The sequence below is a fragment of the Microbacterium sp. AG157 genome (assembly GCF_003385695.1).
Taxonomy (GTDB): domain Bacteria; phylum Actinomycetota; class Actinomycetes; order Actinomycetales; family Microbacteriaceae; genus Microbacterium; species Microbacterium testaceum.
In genome coordinates, this window is sequence record NZ_QRDK01000004.1 from 88,425 (window position 1) to 105,046 (window position 16,622).

16 protein-coding genes and 4 tRNA genes are annotated in these 16,622 nt (G+C 68.7%); 4 read left to right on the forward strand and 16 right to left on the reverse strand.

Annotation, left to right across the window (positions count from 1 at the left end):
- Positions 1-8: 8 nt before the first annotated feature.
- From DEU35_RS13135 to thrS, 3 genes are all read right to left on the reverse strand, one after another.
- The gene (locus DEU35_RS13135) at positions 9-614 is read right to left on the reverse strand and encodes a hypothetical protein (protein ID WP_116239774.1); all 606 of its coding nucleotides are present in this window, start codon (positions 612-614) and stop codon (positions 9-11) included.
- 56 nt (positions 615-670) lie between these two features.
- Complete coding sequence (locus DEU35_RS13140; protein ID WP_103209978.1) at positions 671-1,183, reverse strand: HIT domain-containing protein; 513 nt, start codon at positions 1,181-1,183, stop codon at positions 671-673.
- 107 nt (positions 1,184-1,290) lie between these two features.
- On the reverse strand, positions 1,291-3,276 hold the full coding sequence (gene thrS, locus DEU35_RS13145; RefSeq protein WP_116239775.1) for a threonine--tRNA ligase: 1,986 nt from the start codon (positions 3,274-3,276) through the stop codon (positions 1,291-1,293).
- A gap of 82 nt (positions 3,277-3,358) precedes the next feature.
- On the opposite strand from thrS, the gene DEU35_RS13150 reads away from it, so the two are divergent.
- The gene (locus DEU35_RS13150) at positions 3,359-4,510 is read left to right on the forward strand and encodes an SLC13 family permease (protein WP_103209462.1); all 1,152 of its coding nucleotides are present in this window, start codon (positions 3,359-3,361) and stop codon (positions 4,508-4,510) included.
- A 4-nt stretch (positions 4,511-4,514) separates the two neighbouring features.
- Here DEU35_RS13150 and DEU35_RS13155 read toward each other — a convergent pair whose 3' ends face one another.
- From DEU35_RS13155 to DEU35_RS13180, 6 genes are all read right to left on the reverse strand, one after another.
- Positions 4,515-4,907, reverse strand: coding sequence for a TIGR03618 family F420-dependent PPOX class oxidoreductase (locus DEU35_RS13155; RefSeq protein WP_103209460.1), 393 nt, complete (start codon positions 4,905-4,907; stop codon positions 4,515-4,517).
- Between the two features lie 40 nt (positions 4,908-4,947).
- The gene (locus DEU35_RS13160) at positions 4,948-5,331 is read right to left on the reverse strand and encodes an ATP-dependent DNA ligase (protein WP_103209457.1); all 384 of its coding nucleotides are present in this window, start codon (positions 5,329-5,331) and stop codon (positions 4,948-4,950) included.
- A gap of 187 nt (positions 5,332-5,518) precedes the next feature.
- A complete protein-coding gene (locus DEU35_RS13165; protein WP_116239776.1) occupies positions 5,519-7,318 on the reverse strand; it encodes a PPOX class F420-dependent oxidoreductase in 1,800 nt (599 codons plus the stop codon).
- Between the two features lie 504 nt (positions 7,319-7,822).
- Positions 7,823-7,897: transfer RNA gene (locus DEU35_RS13170), tRNA-Val, on the reverse strand.
- A 27-nt stretch (positions 7,898-7,924) separates the two neighbouring features.
- Positions 7,925-7,995, reverse strand: a tRNA-Cys gene (locus DEU35_RS13175).
- A 66-nt stretch (positions 7,996-8,061) separates the two neighbouring features.
- Positions 8,062-8,134, reverse strand: a tRNA-Gly gene (locus DEU35_RS13180).
- 152 nt (positions 8,135-8,286) lie between these two features.
- Here DEU35_RS13180 and DEU35_RS13185 point away from each other — a divergent pair.
- Positions 8,287-8,359 (forward strand) — tRNA-Val (locus DEU35_RS13185).
- A 371-nt stretch (positions 8,360-8,730) separates the two neighbouring features.
- On the opposite strand, the gene DEU35_RS13190 is transcribed toward DEU35_RS13185, so the two are convergent.
- From DEU35_RS13190 to zapE, 6 genes are all read right to left on the reverse strand, one after another.
- Positions 8,731-9,987 (reverse strand): hypothetical protein, encoded by a 1,257-nt coding sequence (locus DEU35_RS13190; protein WP_116239777.1) that lies wholly within the window; start codon positions 9,985-9,987, stop codon positions 8,731-8,733.
- Complete coding sequence (locus DEU35_RS13195) at positions 9,987-10,307, reverse strand: type VII secretion target (RefSeq protein ID WP_103209447.1); 321 nt, start codon at positions 10,305-10,307, stop codon at positions 9,987-9,989. Before DEU35_RS13195 ends, DEU35_RS13190 begins: the two co-directional genes overlap by 1 nt.
- The gene (locus DEU35_RS13200; RefSeq protein WP_103209445.1) at positions 10,297-10,677 is read right to left on the reverse strand and encodes a YbaB/EbfC family nucleoid-associated protein; all 381 of its coding nucleotides are present in this window, start codon (positions 10,675-10,677) and stop codon (positions 10,297-10,299) included. The genes DEU35_RS13195 and DEU35_RS13200 overlap by 11 nt, the downstream gene beginning before the upstream one ends.
- A gap of 127 nt (positions 10,678-10,804) precedes the next feature.
- Positions 10,805-11,329 (reverse strand): type II toxin-antitoxin system PemK/MazF family toxin, encoded by a 525-nt coding sequence (locus DEU35_RS13205; RefSeq protein WP_103209442.1) that lies wholly within the window; start codon positions 11,327-11,329, stop codon positions 10,805-10,807.
- 73 nt (positions 11,330-11,402) lie between these two features.
- Positions 11,403-12,677: an ammonium transporter gene (locus DEU35_RS13210; RefSeq protein ID WP_094734472.1), complete on the reverse strand. Its 1,275-nt coding sequence runs from the start codon at positions 12,675-12,677 to the stop codon at positions 11,403-11,405.
- Between the two features lie 165 nt (positions 12,678-12,842).
- Positions 12,843-13,880, reverse strand: a complete 1,038-nt coding sequence (gene zapE / locus DEU35_RS13215; protein ID WP_116239778.1) for a cell division protein ZapE — start codon at positions 13,878-13,880, stop codon at positions 12,843-12,845.
- A gap of 118 nt (positions 13,881-13,998) precedes the next feature.
- Between zapE and DEU35_RS13220 the strand changes: the two genes are divergently transcribed.
- Both DEU35_RS13220 and DEU35_RS13225 read left to right on the forward strand, forming a co-directional pair.
- Positions 13,999-14,901 (forward strand): sulfurtransferase, encoded by a 903-nt coding sequence (locus DEU35_RS13220; protein WP_116239779.1) that lies wholly within the window; start codon positions 13,999-14,001, stop codon positions 14,899-14,901.
- 34 nt (positions 14,902-14,935) lie between these two features.
- The gene (locus DEU35_RS13225) at positions 14,936-15,376 is read left to right on the forward strand and encodes a SufE family protein (RefSeq protein WP_103209434.1); all 441 of its coding nucleotides are present in this window, start codon (positions 14,936-14,938) and stop codon (positions 15,374-15,376) included.
- Between the two features lie 34 nt (positions 15,377-15,410).
- Here DEU35_RS13225 and DEU35_RS13230 read toward each other — a convergent pair whose 3' ends face one another.
- Positions 15,411-16,616 (reverse strand): S9 family peptidase, encoded by a 1,206-nt coding sequence (locus DEU35_RS13230; protein ID WP_103209432.1) that lies wholly within the window; start codon positions 16,614-16,616, stop codon positions 15,411-15,413.
- Between the last annotated feature and the right edge of the window lie 6 nt (positions 16,617-16,622).

The following is a 16,622-nucleotide window of genomic DNA, read 5'->3' on the forward strand; positions in this document are numbered from 1 at the left end:
GCGACGGGTCAGCCGCCGTACACCTCTTTGTACGCCGCGACCCAGGCGTCACCATCGGCAGGGCACATGAAGGTCGCGCCGAACACCATGACGCTCGCAATCGGCTTCTCGGCCTGCGTACGCGCGGCACCTTGCAGGTCGCTCGGGATGAGTTGGGCGAACAGCGGCGACGTCGCGACGTGCGTGTTCAGAGTCGTGGCGTCGACCCGATGACGGTTGAGGATGGCCGTTTCGCAGGCATCCCCGGCCAGGGCGAGGGCGAGGTTCTCGTCGGTGGACGTCCACGTCGAGCCCTGCTGCTCGACGTACGCCCGCTGCTCGGCGATGAACTCCTTCTGAGCCGGGGTCACGGCGACCAGGGGTGAACCGTCCATGGGGAGCTGCTGCTCTCGGAAGTACTCCTCACGTTCTGCGAAGACGTCGGATACATCGTCGGGAGCGACCGACGTCGATTCCCCGGGCGCCGGAGTCTGCGCGTCGTCGGGGACCGAGGTCGGCAGTCCCGCGGCGCCGTCGGGCCCGAGCGGGCTCGGCAGCGGGATGCAGGCGGTCGTGGCCAGGAGGACGGCGGCGAGAGTGAGAGAGAGAACCAGAGGGCGAGTCCGAGTGTTCATAGGCTCACGCTACCGAGGGCGCCGCGCACACGGAGGGGGCTTGTGGATAACCCGGTTCACGCATCCCAGGCGTCGGCGACCGCGCGGCGCACGTCACCGAGCAGCTGCGGCAGCGCCTTCGTCTTCGCGATGATCGGGAAGAAGTTCGCGTCCGACGCCCAGCGGGGCACGATGTGCTGGTGCAGGTGGCCGTCGACGCCGGCTCCGGCGATCGCGCCCTGGTTCATGCCCAGGTTGAAGCCGTCGCAGTTCGACACCGCCCGCAGCACCCGCATGCCGCGCTGTGTGAGCGCGCCGATCTCGGCGACCTCTTCGTCGGTGGCCTGGTCGTATGTCGCGATGTGGCGGTACGGACACACCAGCAGGTGCCCGGAGTTGTACGGGAACAGGTTCAGCAGCACGTACGCGGTCTTTCCTCGCGCGACGATCAGCCCGTCCTCGTCGGACTTCTCGGGAGCCGCGCAGAACGGGCAGTTCTGCTCCATGGGCTCCCGGCCCGCCGAGATGTACGCCATGCGATGCGGCGTCCACAGGCGCTGGAACTCATCGGGCACGCCCGGCAGTGTCATCGCGTCGACGAGCTCGGCGTCGGTCGTCACCGATCCGGACCCGTCCGCGGTGGGAGTCGGGCCGGTCACCGGCGACGAGCCCGCCGCGGCGGCATCCGGATCGGTGGTCACGCGAGGTCCTCGGCGGTGTTGACGAGCGTGCGGGCCGAGATCGCCCCGGTGATGCGGGCGACAGCCTCATCGACGGGGATGCCGTTGAGCTGGGTGCCGTCGCGGAAGCGGAACGAGACCGTGCCGCCCGCGCGGTCCTGCTCCCCCGCGATCAGCATGAGCGGCACCTTCTGCGTGGTGTGCGTGCGGATCTTCTTCTGCATGCGGTCGTCGCTGTGGTCGGCCTCGGCGCGGACGCCGCGGGTCTTGAGATCGGTCACGATGCCCTGAAGGTAATCGCCGTACCCCGCCGCGACCGGCACGGCCACGACCTGCACGGGCGCGAGCCACACCGGGAAGGCTCCGGCGTAGTGCTCGAGCAGGATCGCGAAGAAGCGCTCGACGGAGCCGAAGAGAGCGCGGTGGATCATGACGGGGCGGTGCTTCTCACCGTCGGGGCCGGTGTACTCGAGCTCGAAGCGCTCGGGCTGGTTGAAGTCGAGCTGAATGGTCGACATCTGCCACGTGCGGCCGATCGCGTCACGCGCCTGCACCGAGATCTTGGGGCCGTAGAACGCGGCCCCGCCCGGGTCGGGTACGAGGTCGAGTCCGGACGCCTCGGCGACCTCGCGCAGCGTCTCGGTCGCCTCGGTCCAGAGGGTGTCGTCGCCGATGAACTTCGGGTTGCCCTCCTCCTTCGTCGACAGCTCGAGGTAGAAGTCGTTCAGGCCGTAGTCGCGCAGCGTCTGCAGCACGAAGTCGAGGCTGTGGGTCAGCTCGCCCTTCACCTGATCGGCCGTGACGTAGATGTGCGTGTCGTCCTGGGTCATACCGCGCACGCGCGTGAGGCCCGAGAGGGTTCCGCTCTTCTCGTAGCGGTAGACCGATCCGAACTCGCTCAGACGCAGCGGCAGTTCGCGATAGCTGCGACCACGCGAGCGGAAGATCAGGTTGTGGAACGGGCAGTTCATGGGCTTCAGGTAGTACTCCTGGCCCTCGCGCGAGACGTGCCCGTCGGCGTCGACGACTTCGTCGAGCACCATCGGGGGGTACATGCCGTCGGCATACCACTGCAGGTGACCGCTCGTCATGAAAAGGTCGCCCTTGGTGATGTGAGGGGTGTTCACGACCTCGTAGCCGCTGGCGAGCAGGCGCTCACGCATGTAGCGCTCGATCTCGTAGCGGATGATTCCGCCCTTGGGGTGGAAGACCGCCAGCCCCGGGCCGATCTCGTCGGGGAACGAGAACAGGTCGAGTTCTTTGCCGAGCTTGCGGTGGTCGCGCTTGGCGGCCTCTTCGAGACGGTGCTGGTAGGCGCGCAGCTCGTCTTTCGTGGGCCACGCGGTGCCGTAGATGCGCTGCAGCTGCGGGTTCTTCTCGCTGCCGCGCCAGTAGGCGCCCGCGATGCGGGTGAGGTCCCAGCCGTTGCCGATCACCCGGGTGCCGGGAACATGGGGTCCGCGGCAGAGGTCCTTCCACGCGGTCTCGCCGTCTCGCGTGACGTTGTCGTAGATCGTCAGTTCTCCGGCGCCGACCTCGACGGACGCGCCCTCGGCGGCTTCGGCCGACCCGCCCTTGAGGCCGATCAGCTCGAGCTTGAACGGCTCGTCGGCGAGCTCGGCGCGGGCCTCGTCGTCGGTGACGACGCGACGCACGAACCGCTGGTTCTCGCGGACGATGCGCTCCATCTCTTTCTTGATGACTTTGAGGTCGTCGGGGGTGAAGGGCTCGTCGACCTGGAAGTCGTAATAGAAACCGTCGGTGACGGGCGGACCGATGCCGAGGTTGGCCTGGGGCTTGATACGCTGCACGGCCTGGGCGAGCACGTGCGCGGTGGAGTGGCGCAGGATCGACAGACCGTCGGCGCTGTCGATCGTGACCGGCTCCACCTGGTCATCGGCCGTCACGGTCGTGGCCAGGTCTTTCAGCTCCCCGTTGACGCGCAGAGCGACGACCGAACGGTCGGGGAAGAGGGCGAAGCCATCGGCGGGGAAATCAGTCACAGAACATCTCCTGAAGGGGTCGTTTCCAGGCTACCCGGCGGGCGTGGTCTCGACCGCACGCGACGTGCCCCATAGTGGAGCGGTGACTTTGGCCATCATCGGCGGCGTGCTCTGGGTCCTCGGGATCATCGCGCTGCTCACCGGCGTCTTCCCCGCCGACGCCGCTCTCGCCGTCGCCGACCGCGTCTGGCCCATCCTGCTGTTCGTCGTGGCGGTGACGATCGTCGCCGAGCTGGCATCCAAAGCGGGGCTCTTCGACGTCGTGGCCGCGCGCCTGGCCACGCTCGCTCGTGGGCGAACCGCGTTGCTGTGGGTGCTCGTGGTGGCGCTGGCGACGGTGGCGACGGCGTTCCTCTCGCTCGACACGACCGCGGTGCTGCTCACTCCCGTGGTGGTGTCGATGGCCGTGGCTCGCCGGCTCGATCCGCTCCCGTTCGCGTTCGTAACCGTCGTGCTCGCCAACACCGCCTCGCTGGTGCTTCCCGTGTCGAACCTCACCAACCTGCTGGCATCCGAGGCGCTCGGAGGCGGTCACGACCCCGTCGCCTTCCTCACGCTGCTGGGCCCGTCGGCGCTCATCGCCATCGCGGTGTCGGTCATCGTGCTCACGCTCGTGTTCCTGCGGCGCCTGCCCAAGACGTACCCGAATGCGGCCTCCCCCGAGATCTCGGACCGCCTCCTGCTGCGTGTCGCGGCCGTCGTGACCTTCGCCCTGCTACCCCTGCTGGTCGTCGGACTCGAACCCTGGATGCCGGCCACAGCCGCCGCCGTCGTCCTCGTCGCCGCGTTCGCCTGGCGCGCGCCGCGGGCCCTCGGCATCCGTCTCGTGCCCTGGTCGTTGCTGGTCTTCGCGGGCGGCCTGTTCCTGGCCGTCGGGGCCCTCGAAGCCCTCGGGATCGGACGGATCACCGCGGTGCTCGCCGGTTCCGGTGACGACCTGGTGTCGCTCTGGCAGCTGGCGGGCGTCGGCGCCCTCGCGGCGAACGGCATCAACAACCTGCCCGCCTACCTCGCGCTCGAGTCGGCGGCCGGCTCCCCTGCGCGCCTCGCCGCGCTGCTGATCGGAGTGAATGCGGGACCGATCGTGACGCCGTGGGCGTCGCTGGCGACCCTGCTGTGGCACGACCGCCTGGTCGCCGCGGGCATCGAGGTGCGGTGGAGCCGGTTCGTCCTGCTCGGTGCGGTGATCGCGCCGTTGATCCTGTTCCTCGGGGTGCTGCCGCTCGTCTGGTGAGCTTTCAGTCCTCGTACGTTCGCGACCAGGCCTTGTGGGGCTCGATGAACCACACAGCCAGTCCCGTGCGCAGGCCGTAGTCTTCGCCGGTGTACAGCCGAGAGATCCGGTCGACGTACGGCAGGGCCGCGTCGCCGTCGATCCGCTCCACGGCCACTCCCCGCACGAACGCCATCGAGTAGTTGTTGTCGGTCGCCGTGACCGAGATGGCGACGCGCGGGTCGCGCTGGAGGTTCCGGTCTTTCAGGGTGTCGACCTCGGTGAACAGCATGAGGCGTTCGCCGTCCACGCCGACCCAGAGCGGGATCGAGTGCGGAGACCCGTCGCGCATCAGTGTCGCGAGGTGCGCGACGGCGTCGGTCTCGAAGTACGGCTTGGTGGTGGTCCAGTCGCTCATACGCGATGCAACCGCAGGGGTGCCGGCATCCATTCCCTCCTCAGTCGCGGGGGGATCGGGGAGCCTGGTCGTTCGGAACCTCGCTGAAGATCATCTCTTCGCCTCGTGTGCTCTCGCGACGAACGAACTCGTCGGGCTCGGTCACGACGTAGAGTCCGCGGCCGGAGTTGGCGTTGTGCGTCAGCGCGTGCAACCACGCCGTGCTGAGCTGCGGGGTTCGGCTGCCGTGGAACTTGAACACCAGGGACACGTGCGGATGGATATAGACCGTCGTGCGTCCCCCGCCGGTGCTGATGTCGTCTTTCCACGTGAACGGGAAACTCTCACCGCGGCGGACCTTGGCCATGATGACGGCCTGCAGATGCGCGAGCAGCCGGTCTTCGAAATCGACCTTGACGTTGCCGTCGTAAATGAACTTGCCCATATCTCGCTCCCGTCACCGCCGCCTGCGGTCCGGCGCCTCTCGGCGAGAAGGGGAACGCGGGGCCCGGGGCGGCAACCGCTGTCTGTCTGCACGCTCTCGTGAAACCCCCTCGCGCGCAAACCTCCTCGCCGAGGACTGCGGTTTCGGGACAGCGGTGCGCGCACAGGGGACGAGCGGATGCCGTGGATCAGGCGCTGCGCGCGATGCGGATGATGACGCGGTCACCGGGCTTGCGCTGAATCCGCCGCACGAGCGCCTCGACGCCGAGGATCGCGCGGTACTGAAAGCCGTACTTGCGCTTGAGAGCGGCGTCTGCGCGGGCGTCGTCGGCGGCGGGTCCGGCGATGCGTCCCTCGGCCTCGACCCGGATGGCATCCGGTTCCACTGTGCCCATGCGGCTGCAGGGCTGCAGCGTGACGCGGGAGTCGTTGCGCAGGCGCTTGACCTTGCCCGTCGAGCGCTCGCTCGTGACGACCAGTTCGTCTCCGTCGCGCGCGATCCAGACGGGAACGGACACGAGGGCACCGTTGCGGCGATACGTGCCGAGAGAAACGAACGGCGAGGCGGCGATCTCTCGCCATTGGGCGTCGGGGACGGTCATGCTGTCACCGTAATGCGTGGGGACGTCCGTGGCGGTGGGTTGCGCATCGGGCCCGCCCCGGTCTCCGTACAGGTCGAGGACATCGGGAACGGATGCCATGTTCCCGATGCGTCCGTGCGCGAAGTCGCCCCAGAGGGCGCGGATGCTCCTTCCGACGGCGGCGAGCTCGTCGGCTCGTGCTCCCTCGTACGGAGGGAGGTGTGCGCCTATCGCCTCGGTACCGAACACGAACGGCACCTCGATCGCGTGGGACGCACGGTAGATGTCGTTCGCGCGCCAGCGGAAGACGTACCGCAGCACCGTCCCCCCGGCGCGGCGGTAGTCGCGGGCGAGGCGGCGGGCCGGGCGAGCGTAGACGATGGCGTTCATGGCCGTATCGAGGGCGGTCGACACGAGCGCGTACAACGTCGGGAAGGAGCGTAGGCCGTCGAGGACCGAGATGACGGGCAGGAAGAGTCGGGTCTCTTCGGCGGTCACGCCGATGAGCAGAGGGATGCCGGCAGCCCGCTCGAGCCACCGCTCGGTGATCTCGCTCTCGGAGGGGAGCGGGTCGTGACCCGGCTGCGGCGCGAACGGCATGAGAGAGAAGCGTCCGAAGCCGCGAGAGGCCCGCATCGCGTCCGCCTGGAGGCGCGCGAGCTCGCTCACCGGAGTGGTCGGCGTCAGCCCCGCGGATGCCGCGCTCATCGCCGCCGTGAGCGCGGCGCGACCGCCCATGGTGCCCATGGGTGCGCTCTGCACGATGGCGCGCGAGAACAGACCGCGGGCCCGATCGATGGCCATGAGGTGCAGGATCGCGTCCGCTCCGGCGGACTGCCCGAATGCCGTCACACGGGCGGGGTCTCCGCCGAAGCCGGCGATGTTGCGCTGCACCCATTCGAGGGCAGCGAGCTGATCGAGCAGGCCGAGGTTCGCCGGCCGCCCCGCGCCGTCGCCGAGATAACCGAGAACGCCGAGGCGGTACGTGACCGTCACGACGATGACGCGCTGTTCGTGAGCGAGGACGGCGGGGTCGTACACCGGGAGGTCGCCCGCGCCGCTGGTGTACCCGCCCCCGTGGATCCACACCATGACGGGGAGCGGGGCGGCGCGTTCGTGTCGATCCGCCGGCACGGTGACGGAAAGGTGCTGGCAGTCTTCGCGGAGCGGGAGTCCACCCGTCTGATCGCCGAGCGCGTCGATCAGCGGTGTCGGGGCTTGGGGCGACGCCGGCGAGGGCTCGAGCGCCTCGAGAACGTCGTTCGCGGCTCTGTCCTCGAGTGCCTCCGGCCGCCCGAAGCGCTCCGCGCGCGCATAGGGGATGCCGCGCGCCCGCAGCACCGAGCCATCACGGTACCCGCGGATCGGACCTGACGGGGTGGAGAAGAGGGGGGATTCACTGGTCACGGAGGCCTCGCTTCCTGCGCCGTCGGGGACGGTGGCGAACTCCTTCGGCGGCGGCCGAGGGGCGTGTGGTCACGATACTGAGCGTCGGCCATGCGCCCGCTGTGCGTGCTGCGCCTGAAGCGCAGACTGAGCGCAAGATCAGCGCAAGGACACCGCAAGAATCCATCGGACGTGTCCCCCAAACGGTGGACACGTCGTAGTGTCGTCTTGTCCCCGCCGCCAGGCACTCCGCAGCCCCCCTTTCTGGCGGCGGGGGCGACCACTCTCCCGGACGACTCCCCGCCTGACAGGCTCGGGAAAGCGTCGATCGGCGCAGCGCCTGATCTCCGGGCGCGTGACACCGACGTGTCCGTCAGTGAGCCGTCGCGCGACAGTCGTCCGATCGTTCTCCGCCACGAGGGTGGCCGCGGCATCCCGCCCGGCACGTGGCATTCATTCCGCCGGCCGGGTCGTGGGCTGCATCCGTAAACGACGAAACCCCCGGCGAACCGGGGGCTTCTCAGGTGGTGCGCGATACTGGGATCGAACCAGTGACCTCTTCCGTGTCAGGGAAGCGCGCTACCGCTGCGCCAATCGCGCCTATACAGGCTGTTCTATTGTGAGGCGAGGTGGCGACGGGATTCGAACCCGTGTAAACGGCTTTGCAGGCCGGTGCCTAGCCGCTCGGCCACGCCACCGTGATGTGGTTCGACCCACGTGTCGTGATGCTCCGTCGGTTTCCCAGACGGAGATCCCTCCACTCGAGCGGATGACGAGACTCGAACTCGCGACCCCAACCTTGGCAAGGTTGTGCGCTACCAACTGCGCTACATCCGCATTTCGTTCCCGGGGCTTGCCCCGAGCACTCGTAAGACATTACCCGATCTGAGCGTGCGCGCAAAACCAGGCGCGCCCCGCGCGTGTCTGCCGACACTGGTTCGAAGGACCTCTCGGTATCCGGTACGATCGATGAGTCCCGTTCGGGATGAGGGCGATTGGCGCAGTTGGTAGCGCGCTTCCTTCACACGGAAGAGGTCGTCGGTTCGAGTCCGGCATCGCCCACAGTTTCACCCCCGGTTCGCCGGGGGTTTTCTGTTTCTTCGCCGGTCTGCCTCCGGCGTCGCGTTTATCGCGCCACTTTCAGCAGTGAGTCGCCGGCGTCAGGACCGGACAAGAGCTGGTCGGCACCCCCTCGACCCCAACCCCGCACGACTGAGCTCTTCGATGCGTACGTCGTCGCCGCGGTTGCCCGCCTTCTCCCCACCCCTCCACCCGCAGCGCAACCGCCGGACCCGACACGCCGACTCGCCCCGCGACGATCCGCGCCGGCCCGAGCGGCTGTTCGATGTTCCTGCCGAGCGGCGCCCTCCGTGGTAACGCCCCGGCACTCGGCCGTCGTGAGGCCGGACGCCGGGGCGTCGTCGAATCGTGGGTCAATCGTCTTCGATCACCACGCGAAGATCACGACGGCGCTGACCGAGCTTCTGTCGGCTTCCCGCCCCTGCTCCGTGCTGGGTGCCGGCGCCTGCCATCGGAGGGCGCAGACCGCCGGGCCCGGTACCCTGCGCGGACGACAGGGAGGTGGCGGCCATGGCCGCTCCCCCGGTGGTCCCGCCGATGAGCGAGCCAGTGTTTCCGCCGTGCACACCGGCGAAGGTCTTGGCATCGAGCCCGGTCAGCCCACCGAGCGAGCCGCCCGCGCCGGCGGACCCGCCGAGGGAGGCCTGGCCGACGACCGCCCCATCGGGCGTGGGGGCTCCGGAGAGCGCCCCGGAGCCGCTGAGGTGGAAGTCCGCCGAGGCGTGCTCGCCCGAGACGGTGAAGGGGCGGTAGACGACCCCGTCTGCACGCTGACCCTTGACGGTGAGGTCGTGGGCGGCGCTGTTTCCGTAGCGGGTGGCATCTGACGCGTCGACGACGGCCCCCGAATCGATACGGATGGTCTGGGCGCTGCTCTGCAGGGCTGCAGCAGTCGTGGTCGACGTGCGGTCGAAGACACCGCGGAGCTGCTGCACGAGCCCGGTGAGGGCCTTGACCGATCCGAGCACGGCCCGCAGAGGGCGAACGACCTTGTTCACCATCTCGTTGACCTTCATCACGACGCGCGCGATGGCGTATCCCATGCCGAGACCGAACGAGGCGGCGACGACTGCCATGGCCTCGATCGCGGTGGCGACGACCTTGGAGATCGCCGACTTGACGACGCCCTGCATTTTGGTCACCAGGGTGGAGGCGGAGGTGAGTCCGCTCGCCGCGGCCTCGGCCCATTCACCCGAGGCGCCGAGGTGCTTCGCCGCGTCCGTGGCGAACCGCATGTACGCGGTGATGCTGCCGCCGGTCATGCCATCGAGATCGCTCAAGCGGCGGGTGAGGTCGGCGCCTGCTTGGCGCATCGATGACCCGGCAGAGACCCACTGCGATGCGACGGAGGCCACGTTGGAGGCGCTGCCGGCGAGCTGATCGAGCCAGGTGCTGAGGGGTTTGAGGTGCTCCATGACCCACCCGAGACCACACGCGGTCAATGTGCCGATGGGATCGGTGAGCGCGGCGGCCGCATCGCCCAGGGTGTCGAGGAACGCCATTCCTCCGTCGAGCCAGTTGCCGCTCTTGACGGCCTCGGCGAGGGCGCGGCCCGACTCGATGACGCGGCTGCCGGAGAAGGTGGTGCCGGGGGCGACGACGGTACTCATCACACCCCCATCGCAGACTCGAGGGACCGGATGGTCGCGATGGTGTCGCTTTCGAACTGCTCCCATTGGTCGGCGGTCTGCCGCAACTCGCCGGCGGTGCGCATGAGCAGTGACTGGTCCTCGCCGAGGAGACCGGTGGCGGCTGCCGACAACGCGAGTCCCGGCGGAACGAGGAATGCGCACAAGAGCCCGAAGGCTTCGGGAAGCAGGTTGCCGCCGCGAAGGACGGAGAGCGCCGATCCGACGTCGCCCACGAGGGAATCGACGAATGCGGCGTGCTGTCGGAGTCGATCGAAGTCGACGGCGATGTCATCGGCCATGAAGAGTCCTCTCGGGTGAGGCGGGTTCGGTGTCGCGTAGTTGCGCGACGATGGGATCGTCGGCGCCGAGGAGCTCGCTCACCGCGCGGAGCGTGCTCTCGCGGGCATCGACCTCGGCTTGACGGATGGTCGACAGGATCTCGGCGGACAGTCGCTGGGCGCCGCGTGCCAGGGCCGCCTCACTCAGCCGCAGATCGACGACCCGGCCGCCCGAGTCCACCTGGGCGATGACGTCGCGACCGCGGGAGCGACCGGTGCCGCGCACGGAAGCGACCGTCGCCTCGAAGACCGGCATCTGAGCGGCGCGCATCTCGGCACGACGAACGTCGGCTTCGACCTGAGCGAATGACTCTTCGGGATCCAACGGCACGGCAGAAATTTATCGACCTGGTTGCCGAGAACGAACGGTTCCCGGCAAGAAAACCCGGTAGATGAGAGGAATCTCACGTAGCTCTCACGAAGAGTTCCCCGTTCGGTGCGGCAATGAGCGCAGAGCGTCAGCCGCGCGACCAGCCGTAGCGCGCGGCGAGAGCGGCGGCGATCACGTCGAACCGCGCGCGGTCCAAGGCCGCTGCCTCCCGGCGCATCCCCGCGTCGTGGACGAGATAGAGCTGTTCGACGTCGATCCACGAGGGCCGACGCTGAGGGTCCCACTCCCCCGTCCCCAGCGACACGTACTGGCGGTCGCCGTCGTGCGGCTTACTGGTGAGTCTCACGGCGTAGGAGCGGGTGGCATCCGCTCGACCGAGGATGAGGACCGGCCGGTCCTTGCCCCGCCCGTCACGCTCCTCATACGGAACCCACGTCCAGACGATCTCGCCCCCGTCGGGGGCGTTGTCGCGTTTCGGCGCGTACGACAGGGTGAGGTGCCGCGGCGGATCGATCTCGACGGTCTCGCTCCCGCGAGGACCGGACGGACGCGCGGTCGGCGCGGCGGGAGCGGAATGACGAGCGGGCGGAGCCGTCGGCGTCGACCGGAACATGCCCAGTACGGCGGAAAGCAGACGAGAGGCGGTTCCCATTCCCCCACCCTAGGCACGACGAACGGGGCGCCACCGACGAATCGGTGACGCCCCGTTCGGGGTGAAGCGGGTGTCAGCCGCGAACGTCGGAGAGCACGTAGCCCTCTTCGCCGTGCACGACGGTGTCGATACCGGCGATCTCGTCTTCGTTCTTCACGCGGAAGCCGATGGTCTTCTCGATCGCGAAGCCGATGATGAAGGCGAGCACGAAGGAGTAGACCAGGACGGCGAGGGCGGCGATCGCCTGGACGATCAGCTGGTTGAACGAGCCGCTGTAGATGAGGCCGCTCGTGTTGGCGAAGATGCCCAGGTACAGCGTTCCGAGCAGACCACCGACGAGGTGGATGCCGACCACGTCGAGCGAGTCGTCGAAGCCGAGCTTGAACTTGAGCTCGATGGCGAGGGCGCAGACCGCGCCCGCGAGCAGGCCCAGCACGATGGCCCAGATCGGCGTCAGAGCGGCGCAGGCCGGGGTGATCGCGACGAGACCCGCGACGGCACCGGAGGCGGCGCCGACCGAGGTGGGCTTGCCGTCCTTGATCTTCTCGACGATCAGCCACGACAGGAGGGCTGCGGCGGGAGCGGCGATCGTGTTGACGAAGGCCAGGGCGGCGGTGTTGTCGGCGGCGAGCTCGGAACCGGCGTTGAAGCCGAACCAGCCGAACCACAGCAGGCCCGCACCGAGGAGGACGAACGGCGGGTTGTGAGGGACGTGGGCGCCCTTCTGGAAGCCGACGCGCTTACCGAGGACCAGAGCCAGCGCGAGGGCTGCGGCACCGGCGTTGATGTGCACGGCGGTACCGCCGGCGAAGTCGATCGCGCCGACGCCGAAGACGTCCTGCAGACCGTGGGTGATCCAGCCGCCGTAGCTGAAGGAGCCGTCTTCGGCCAGGCCGAAGTTGAAGACCCAGCTGGCGACGGGGAAGTAGACGACCGTGGCCCAGATGCCGGCGAAGATCATCCACGCGCCGAACTTGGCGCGGTCGGCGATCGCACCCGAGACGAGGGCGACGGTGATGATGGCGAAGGTGGCCTGGAAGGCGACGAAGGCGAGCGGCGGGTACGCGGCGCCCTCGGGGGTGGTGAGCACGTTGGCGAGGCCGAAGTCAGCGCCGTCGATGTGCCACGGGGCGTTGGTGACGCCGGCGTCGGTCGCGGGGAACGCGATCGCGTAGCCGTAGAGCACCCACAGGACGCCCATGAGCCCCATCGCGCCGAAGCTCATCATCATCATGCTGATGACGCTCTTGGCCTTGACGAGACCGCCGTAGAAGAACGCGAGTCCTGGCGTCATCAGCAGCACGAGGGCGGCTGCTATCAGGATGAATGCGGTGTTGCCTTGATCCATCTCGGAGGGAACCTCTCTGCAGGGACGCAGGTAAAGCGTCGGGTCCCCTCAGTGTCCACAGCCCCGGTTCCACGACCGTTCGCCCCGTGTTTCGTGGATGTTACAGCCGGGCCGCTCCGGTAAACATCGCGTTTCCTGCGCCCGCGAACCGGCGATGAACTCGCCTCAGGAGTGCGTGAGTGCGACGAGGCGCGAGACTGCGCGCAGGTATTTCTTGCGGTACCCGCCGCCCAGCATCTCGTCGCTGAACACGGTGTTGAGCGGGACGCCCGTGGCGCGGACCGGGATCTGCGCGTCGTATGCGCGATCGACGAAAGCAACCAGGCGCAGAGCCGCCGACTGGTCGTGCAGCACCTCCACCTCGCGCAGGCCGATCACGTCGACCCCGTCGATGAGGCGGATGAAGCGCGAGGGGTGCACGCGCGCGAGGTGGCCGACGAGGTCGAGGAAGGCGTCGTCGGACGCCACCGACCCGGAGGCCGCGGCATCCATCGCCTCTTGATACCCCTCGTCGGACAGGACCTTCGCTTCTCCGTCGATCGCGCGCTGACGGAAATCGGTGCCGTCGATGCGGATCGTGCGGAAACTGTCGGCCATCGACTGGATCTCGCGCAGGAAGTCCTGGGCCGCGAAGCGCCCCTCGCCCAGCGCGTTCGGCGGGGTGTTCGAGGTGGCGGCGAGCCGGGTTCCGGATGCCACCAGCTCGCCGAGCAGGCGCGTCATGACCATCGTGTCGCCCGGGTCGTCGAGCTCGAACTCGTCGATGCAGAGCAGGTCGGAGCCGCGGAACAACTCGACGGCCTTGGCGTAGCCGAGCACACCGACCAGCGCGGTGTACTCGATGAACGAGCCGAAGTATTTCCGGCGAGCCGGCATGGCGTGGTAGATCGCGGCCAGCAGGTGGGTCTTGCCGACGCCGAAGCCGCCGTCGAGGTAGACCCCCGGTTTCGCCGGTGCCACCTTCTCGGCACGGCGGAAGAAGCCGCCCTTCTTGGCCGGAGCCGCCTGCGCGCCGGCGAAGGCCTGGAGCAGCTCTTTTGCTTCCTGCTGCGAGGGGTAGGCGGCATCGGCGCGGTACGACTCGAAGGTCGCCCCGTCGAACTGCGGCGGCGGAACGAGGGCGCTGACCATGTCGGCGCCCGAGACGGCGGGCTCACGCTCGGTGAGGTGGATGAGGCCGGTCGTGGCGGGGGTCGAGGTCATGGCCGTCCTGTGTCCAAGTCTTACGGGGAGGGTGCGTGCTCCATGCCGCGGATCTAGGGTCGATGGTGCGGTGTCCACCCTATGCCGCGCCATCCATCGCCTTGACCGAGGAGTACCCGTGACCGTCGAGTTCGACACCACCTCCCCCAAGTTCGCCGACTACTCCGAGCCCGGCCGGCTCGTGACGGGTGCGTGGCTGGAAGAGCGTCTCGGTCGGGAGGGCCTCGTGGTCGTGGAGTCCGACGAAGACGTCTTGCTCTACGAGACGGGCCACATCCCCGGCTCGGTGAAGGTCGACTGGCACACCGAGCTCAACGACCCCGTCGTGCGCGACTACGTCGACGGCGCGGGCTTCGCCGAACTGCTGAGCCGCAAGGGCATCTCGCGAGACGACACGGTGGTCATCTACGGCGATAAGAACAATTGGTGGGCCGCGTACGCCCTGTGGGTGTTCTCGCTGTTCGGGCATGAGGACGTACGTCTGCTCGACGGAGGCCGCGACAAGTGGATCTCCGAGGGGCGTCCGATCACCACCGATAAGACGGTCGTCGAGCCCACCGACTATCCCGTCGTCGAGCGCGACGATTCCGCGCTTCGTGCCTACAAGGACGATGTGCTCGCGCACCTCGGCAACCCGCTGATCGACGTCCGGTCCCCCGAGGAGTACTCGGGCGAGCGCACCACCGCTCCCGCGTACCCCGAAGAGGGCGCTCTCCGAGCCGGTCACATCCCGAGCGCTCAGAGCGTGCCGTGGGGCAAGGCCGTCGCCGACGACGGTGGTTTCAAGACGCGGGAGGAGCTCGACGCGATCTACCGCGACGGCGCGGGCCTGGCCGACGGTGACAAGATCGTGGCGTACTGCCGTATCGGTGAGCGCTCGAGCCACACGTGGTTCGTGCTCAAGCACCTTCTCGGCTTCGACGACGTGCGTAACTACGACGGCTCGTGGACCGAGTGGGGCAGCGCGGTGCGCGTGCCCATCGTCGCGGGTTCGGAGCCCGGCGAGGTCCCCTCGCACTGAGCCCGGTCGACGCGAGCGTGGGAGGATGACGGTGATGTCCGACAACGCCCTCCCCGCCCGCCTCGCCGAGATCCGCGACGAGTTCCTCGAGCTCGACGAGCCCGATCGCCTGCAGCTGCTGTTGGAGTACTCGCAGGAGCTGCCCGAGGTCCCGACGCAGTACGCCGATCACCCCGAGATGCGCGAGCGTGTCGTCGAGTGCCAGTCGCCGGTGTACATCATCGTCACGGTCGACGAGGCCGACCGGGTTGCCATGCACGCCACGGCCCCCGCCGAAGCGCCGACCACGCGCGGCTTCGCGAGCATTCTGTCGCAGGGTCTCACCGGTCTCACCGCCGATGAGGTGCTCGCGGTACCCGACGACTTCCCGCAGAGCATCGGCCTGACGCGCGCCGTGAGCCCGTTGCGCATCGCGGGCATGACCGGCATGCTCATGCGCGCCAAGCGCCAGGTGCGCGCGAAGCGCGACGCCTGATCCTGCCGTCTCGCCGGGATGCCGGCATCCGGAATCACTCCCGGGAGAGGCCCTGTCGGCGCACCCAGTCCCGGATCGCCGTGGTCCACCGCATCTCGTCGTAGTTCCACAGCTTGGTGTGGCGGGCGACCGTGAAGGTCTCCATCGTGACGAGGTCGGGACGCGCTCTCGCGAGCGCGTGCGAGGCGTCGGAGGGGACGAAGCCGTCGTCGTCGCTGTGCAGGATGAGCACCGGATGCCGGAGCTCGGCGGCCCGTGACACGGCGTCGAGGCGATCGAGAGGGATGGGTTCTCCGCTGCGCAGCGCGGTGGCTCCCCAGGTGGAGGCGAGCGTGCGCTCCGCCAGCGCGATCACGGGGCGCGGCAGGCGCATGGCCCGTCCCTGGAAGGTGAGCACCGTGCGCCAGTCCGCCACCGGGGAATCGAGCACGAGCCCGGCGATGACGTCGGTGTGGGGTGATTCCAGGGCGGCCTGAAGCGACAGCGCTCCGCCCATCGACCAGCCCATCAGCAGCACGTGACGCGCTCCCCGTCGGCGGGCGTAGCCGATCGCCGCGTCGACGTCGCGCCACTCCGTCGCGCCGAGGGCGTACGTCCCCGAGGGGCTGCGGGGAGCATCGCCGTCGTTGCGATACGACACCACCAGGCTCGAGATGCCGAGCGCGTGGAACACCGGAACGGCGCGAAGGGTCTCCGACCTCGTCGTTCCGCGACCGTGCACCTGCACCACCCAGACATCGGAGTCGCGCTCGGCGGGGAACTCCCACGCCGGGCAGGCGCCCACACCGGTGTCGATGTCGAGAGAGCGGAACGGGAGCAACAGGTCGTCGGGTTTGTCGAAGTACCACCCGCTGAAGGCCGCCTCGGGGGCGAGATCGCCGTCAGCGGGGACATGTGTGAGGAGCTTGCGGGTGACGGTCGTCCCGTCTTCGCCGACGATCGAGCCCAGTCGCAGATACTCCACTGATCCGACGGTGAAAAGGCCGTAACGCCCGGGCAGCGTCGTGTTCGGCGTGCGCTCGAGGGAGATGGTCTGTGCGGCCGCGTCGAGACGGACGATGCGCGTGTCGGGGCGGCGTCCGGCCGGCCGGACGACCGTTCGCGCCATGCGGAACGAGACGGCTCCCAGGGCCGTGGCGGAGGCGGCGAGGGCCACACCGAGGGCGGAGAGGGTGACCTGCAAACCGGTGGTCGTGCGCTGCGATGCGCGAGAATCCGCGGCGCGCCTGGGAGCGTTCATCGAGGC

Coding starts and splice junctions, on each gene's coding strand:
- DEU35_RS13225 (WP_103209434.1), top strand. CDS start 14,936: ATGTCCGACAACGCCCTCCCCGCCCGCCTCGCCGAGATCCGCGACGAG.
- DEU35_RS13190 (WP_116239777.1), bottom strand. CDS start 9,987: ATGAGTACCGTCGTCGCCCCCGGCACCACCTTCTCCGGCAGCCGCGTC.
- DEU35_RS13160 (WP_103209457.1), bottom strand. CDS start 5,331: ATGGGCAAGTTCATTTACGACGGCAACGTCAAGGTCGATTTCGAAGAC.
- DEU35_RS13230 (WP_103209432.1), bottom strand. CDS start 16,616: ATGAACGCTCCCAGGCGCGCCGCGGATTCTCGCGCATCGCAGCGCACG.
- DEU35_RS13155 (WP_103209460.1), bottom strand. CDS start 4,907: ATGAGCGACTGGACCACCACCAAGCCGTACTTCGAGACCGACGCCGTC.
- zapE (WP_116239778.1), bottom strand. CDS start 13,880: ATGACCTCGACCCCCGCCACGACCGGCCTCATCCACCTCACCGAGCGT.
- DEU35_RS13205 (WP_103209442.1), bottom strand. CDS start 11,329: ATGGGAACCGCCTCTCGTCTGCTTTCCGCCGTACTGGGCATGTTCCGG.
- DEU35_RS13210 (WP_094734472.1), bottom strand. CDS start 12,677: ATGGATCAAGGCAACACCGCATTCATCCTGATAGCAGCCGCCCTCGTG.
- DEU35_RS13195 (WP_103209447.1), bottom strand. CDS start 10,307: ATGGCCGATGACATCGCCGTCGACTTCGATCGACTCCGACAGCACGCC.
- DEU35_RS13140 (WP_103209978.1), bottom strand. CDS start 1,183: ATGACACTGCCGGGCGTGCCCGATGAGTTCCAGCGCCTGTGGACGCCG.
- DEU35_RS13135 (WP_116239774.1), bottom strand. CDS start 614: ATGAACACTCGGACTCGCCCTCTGGTTCTCTCTCTCACTCTCGCCGCC.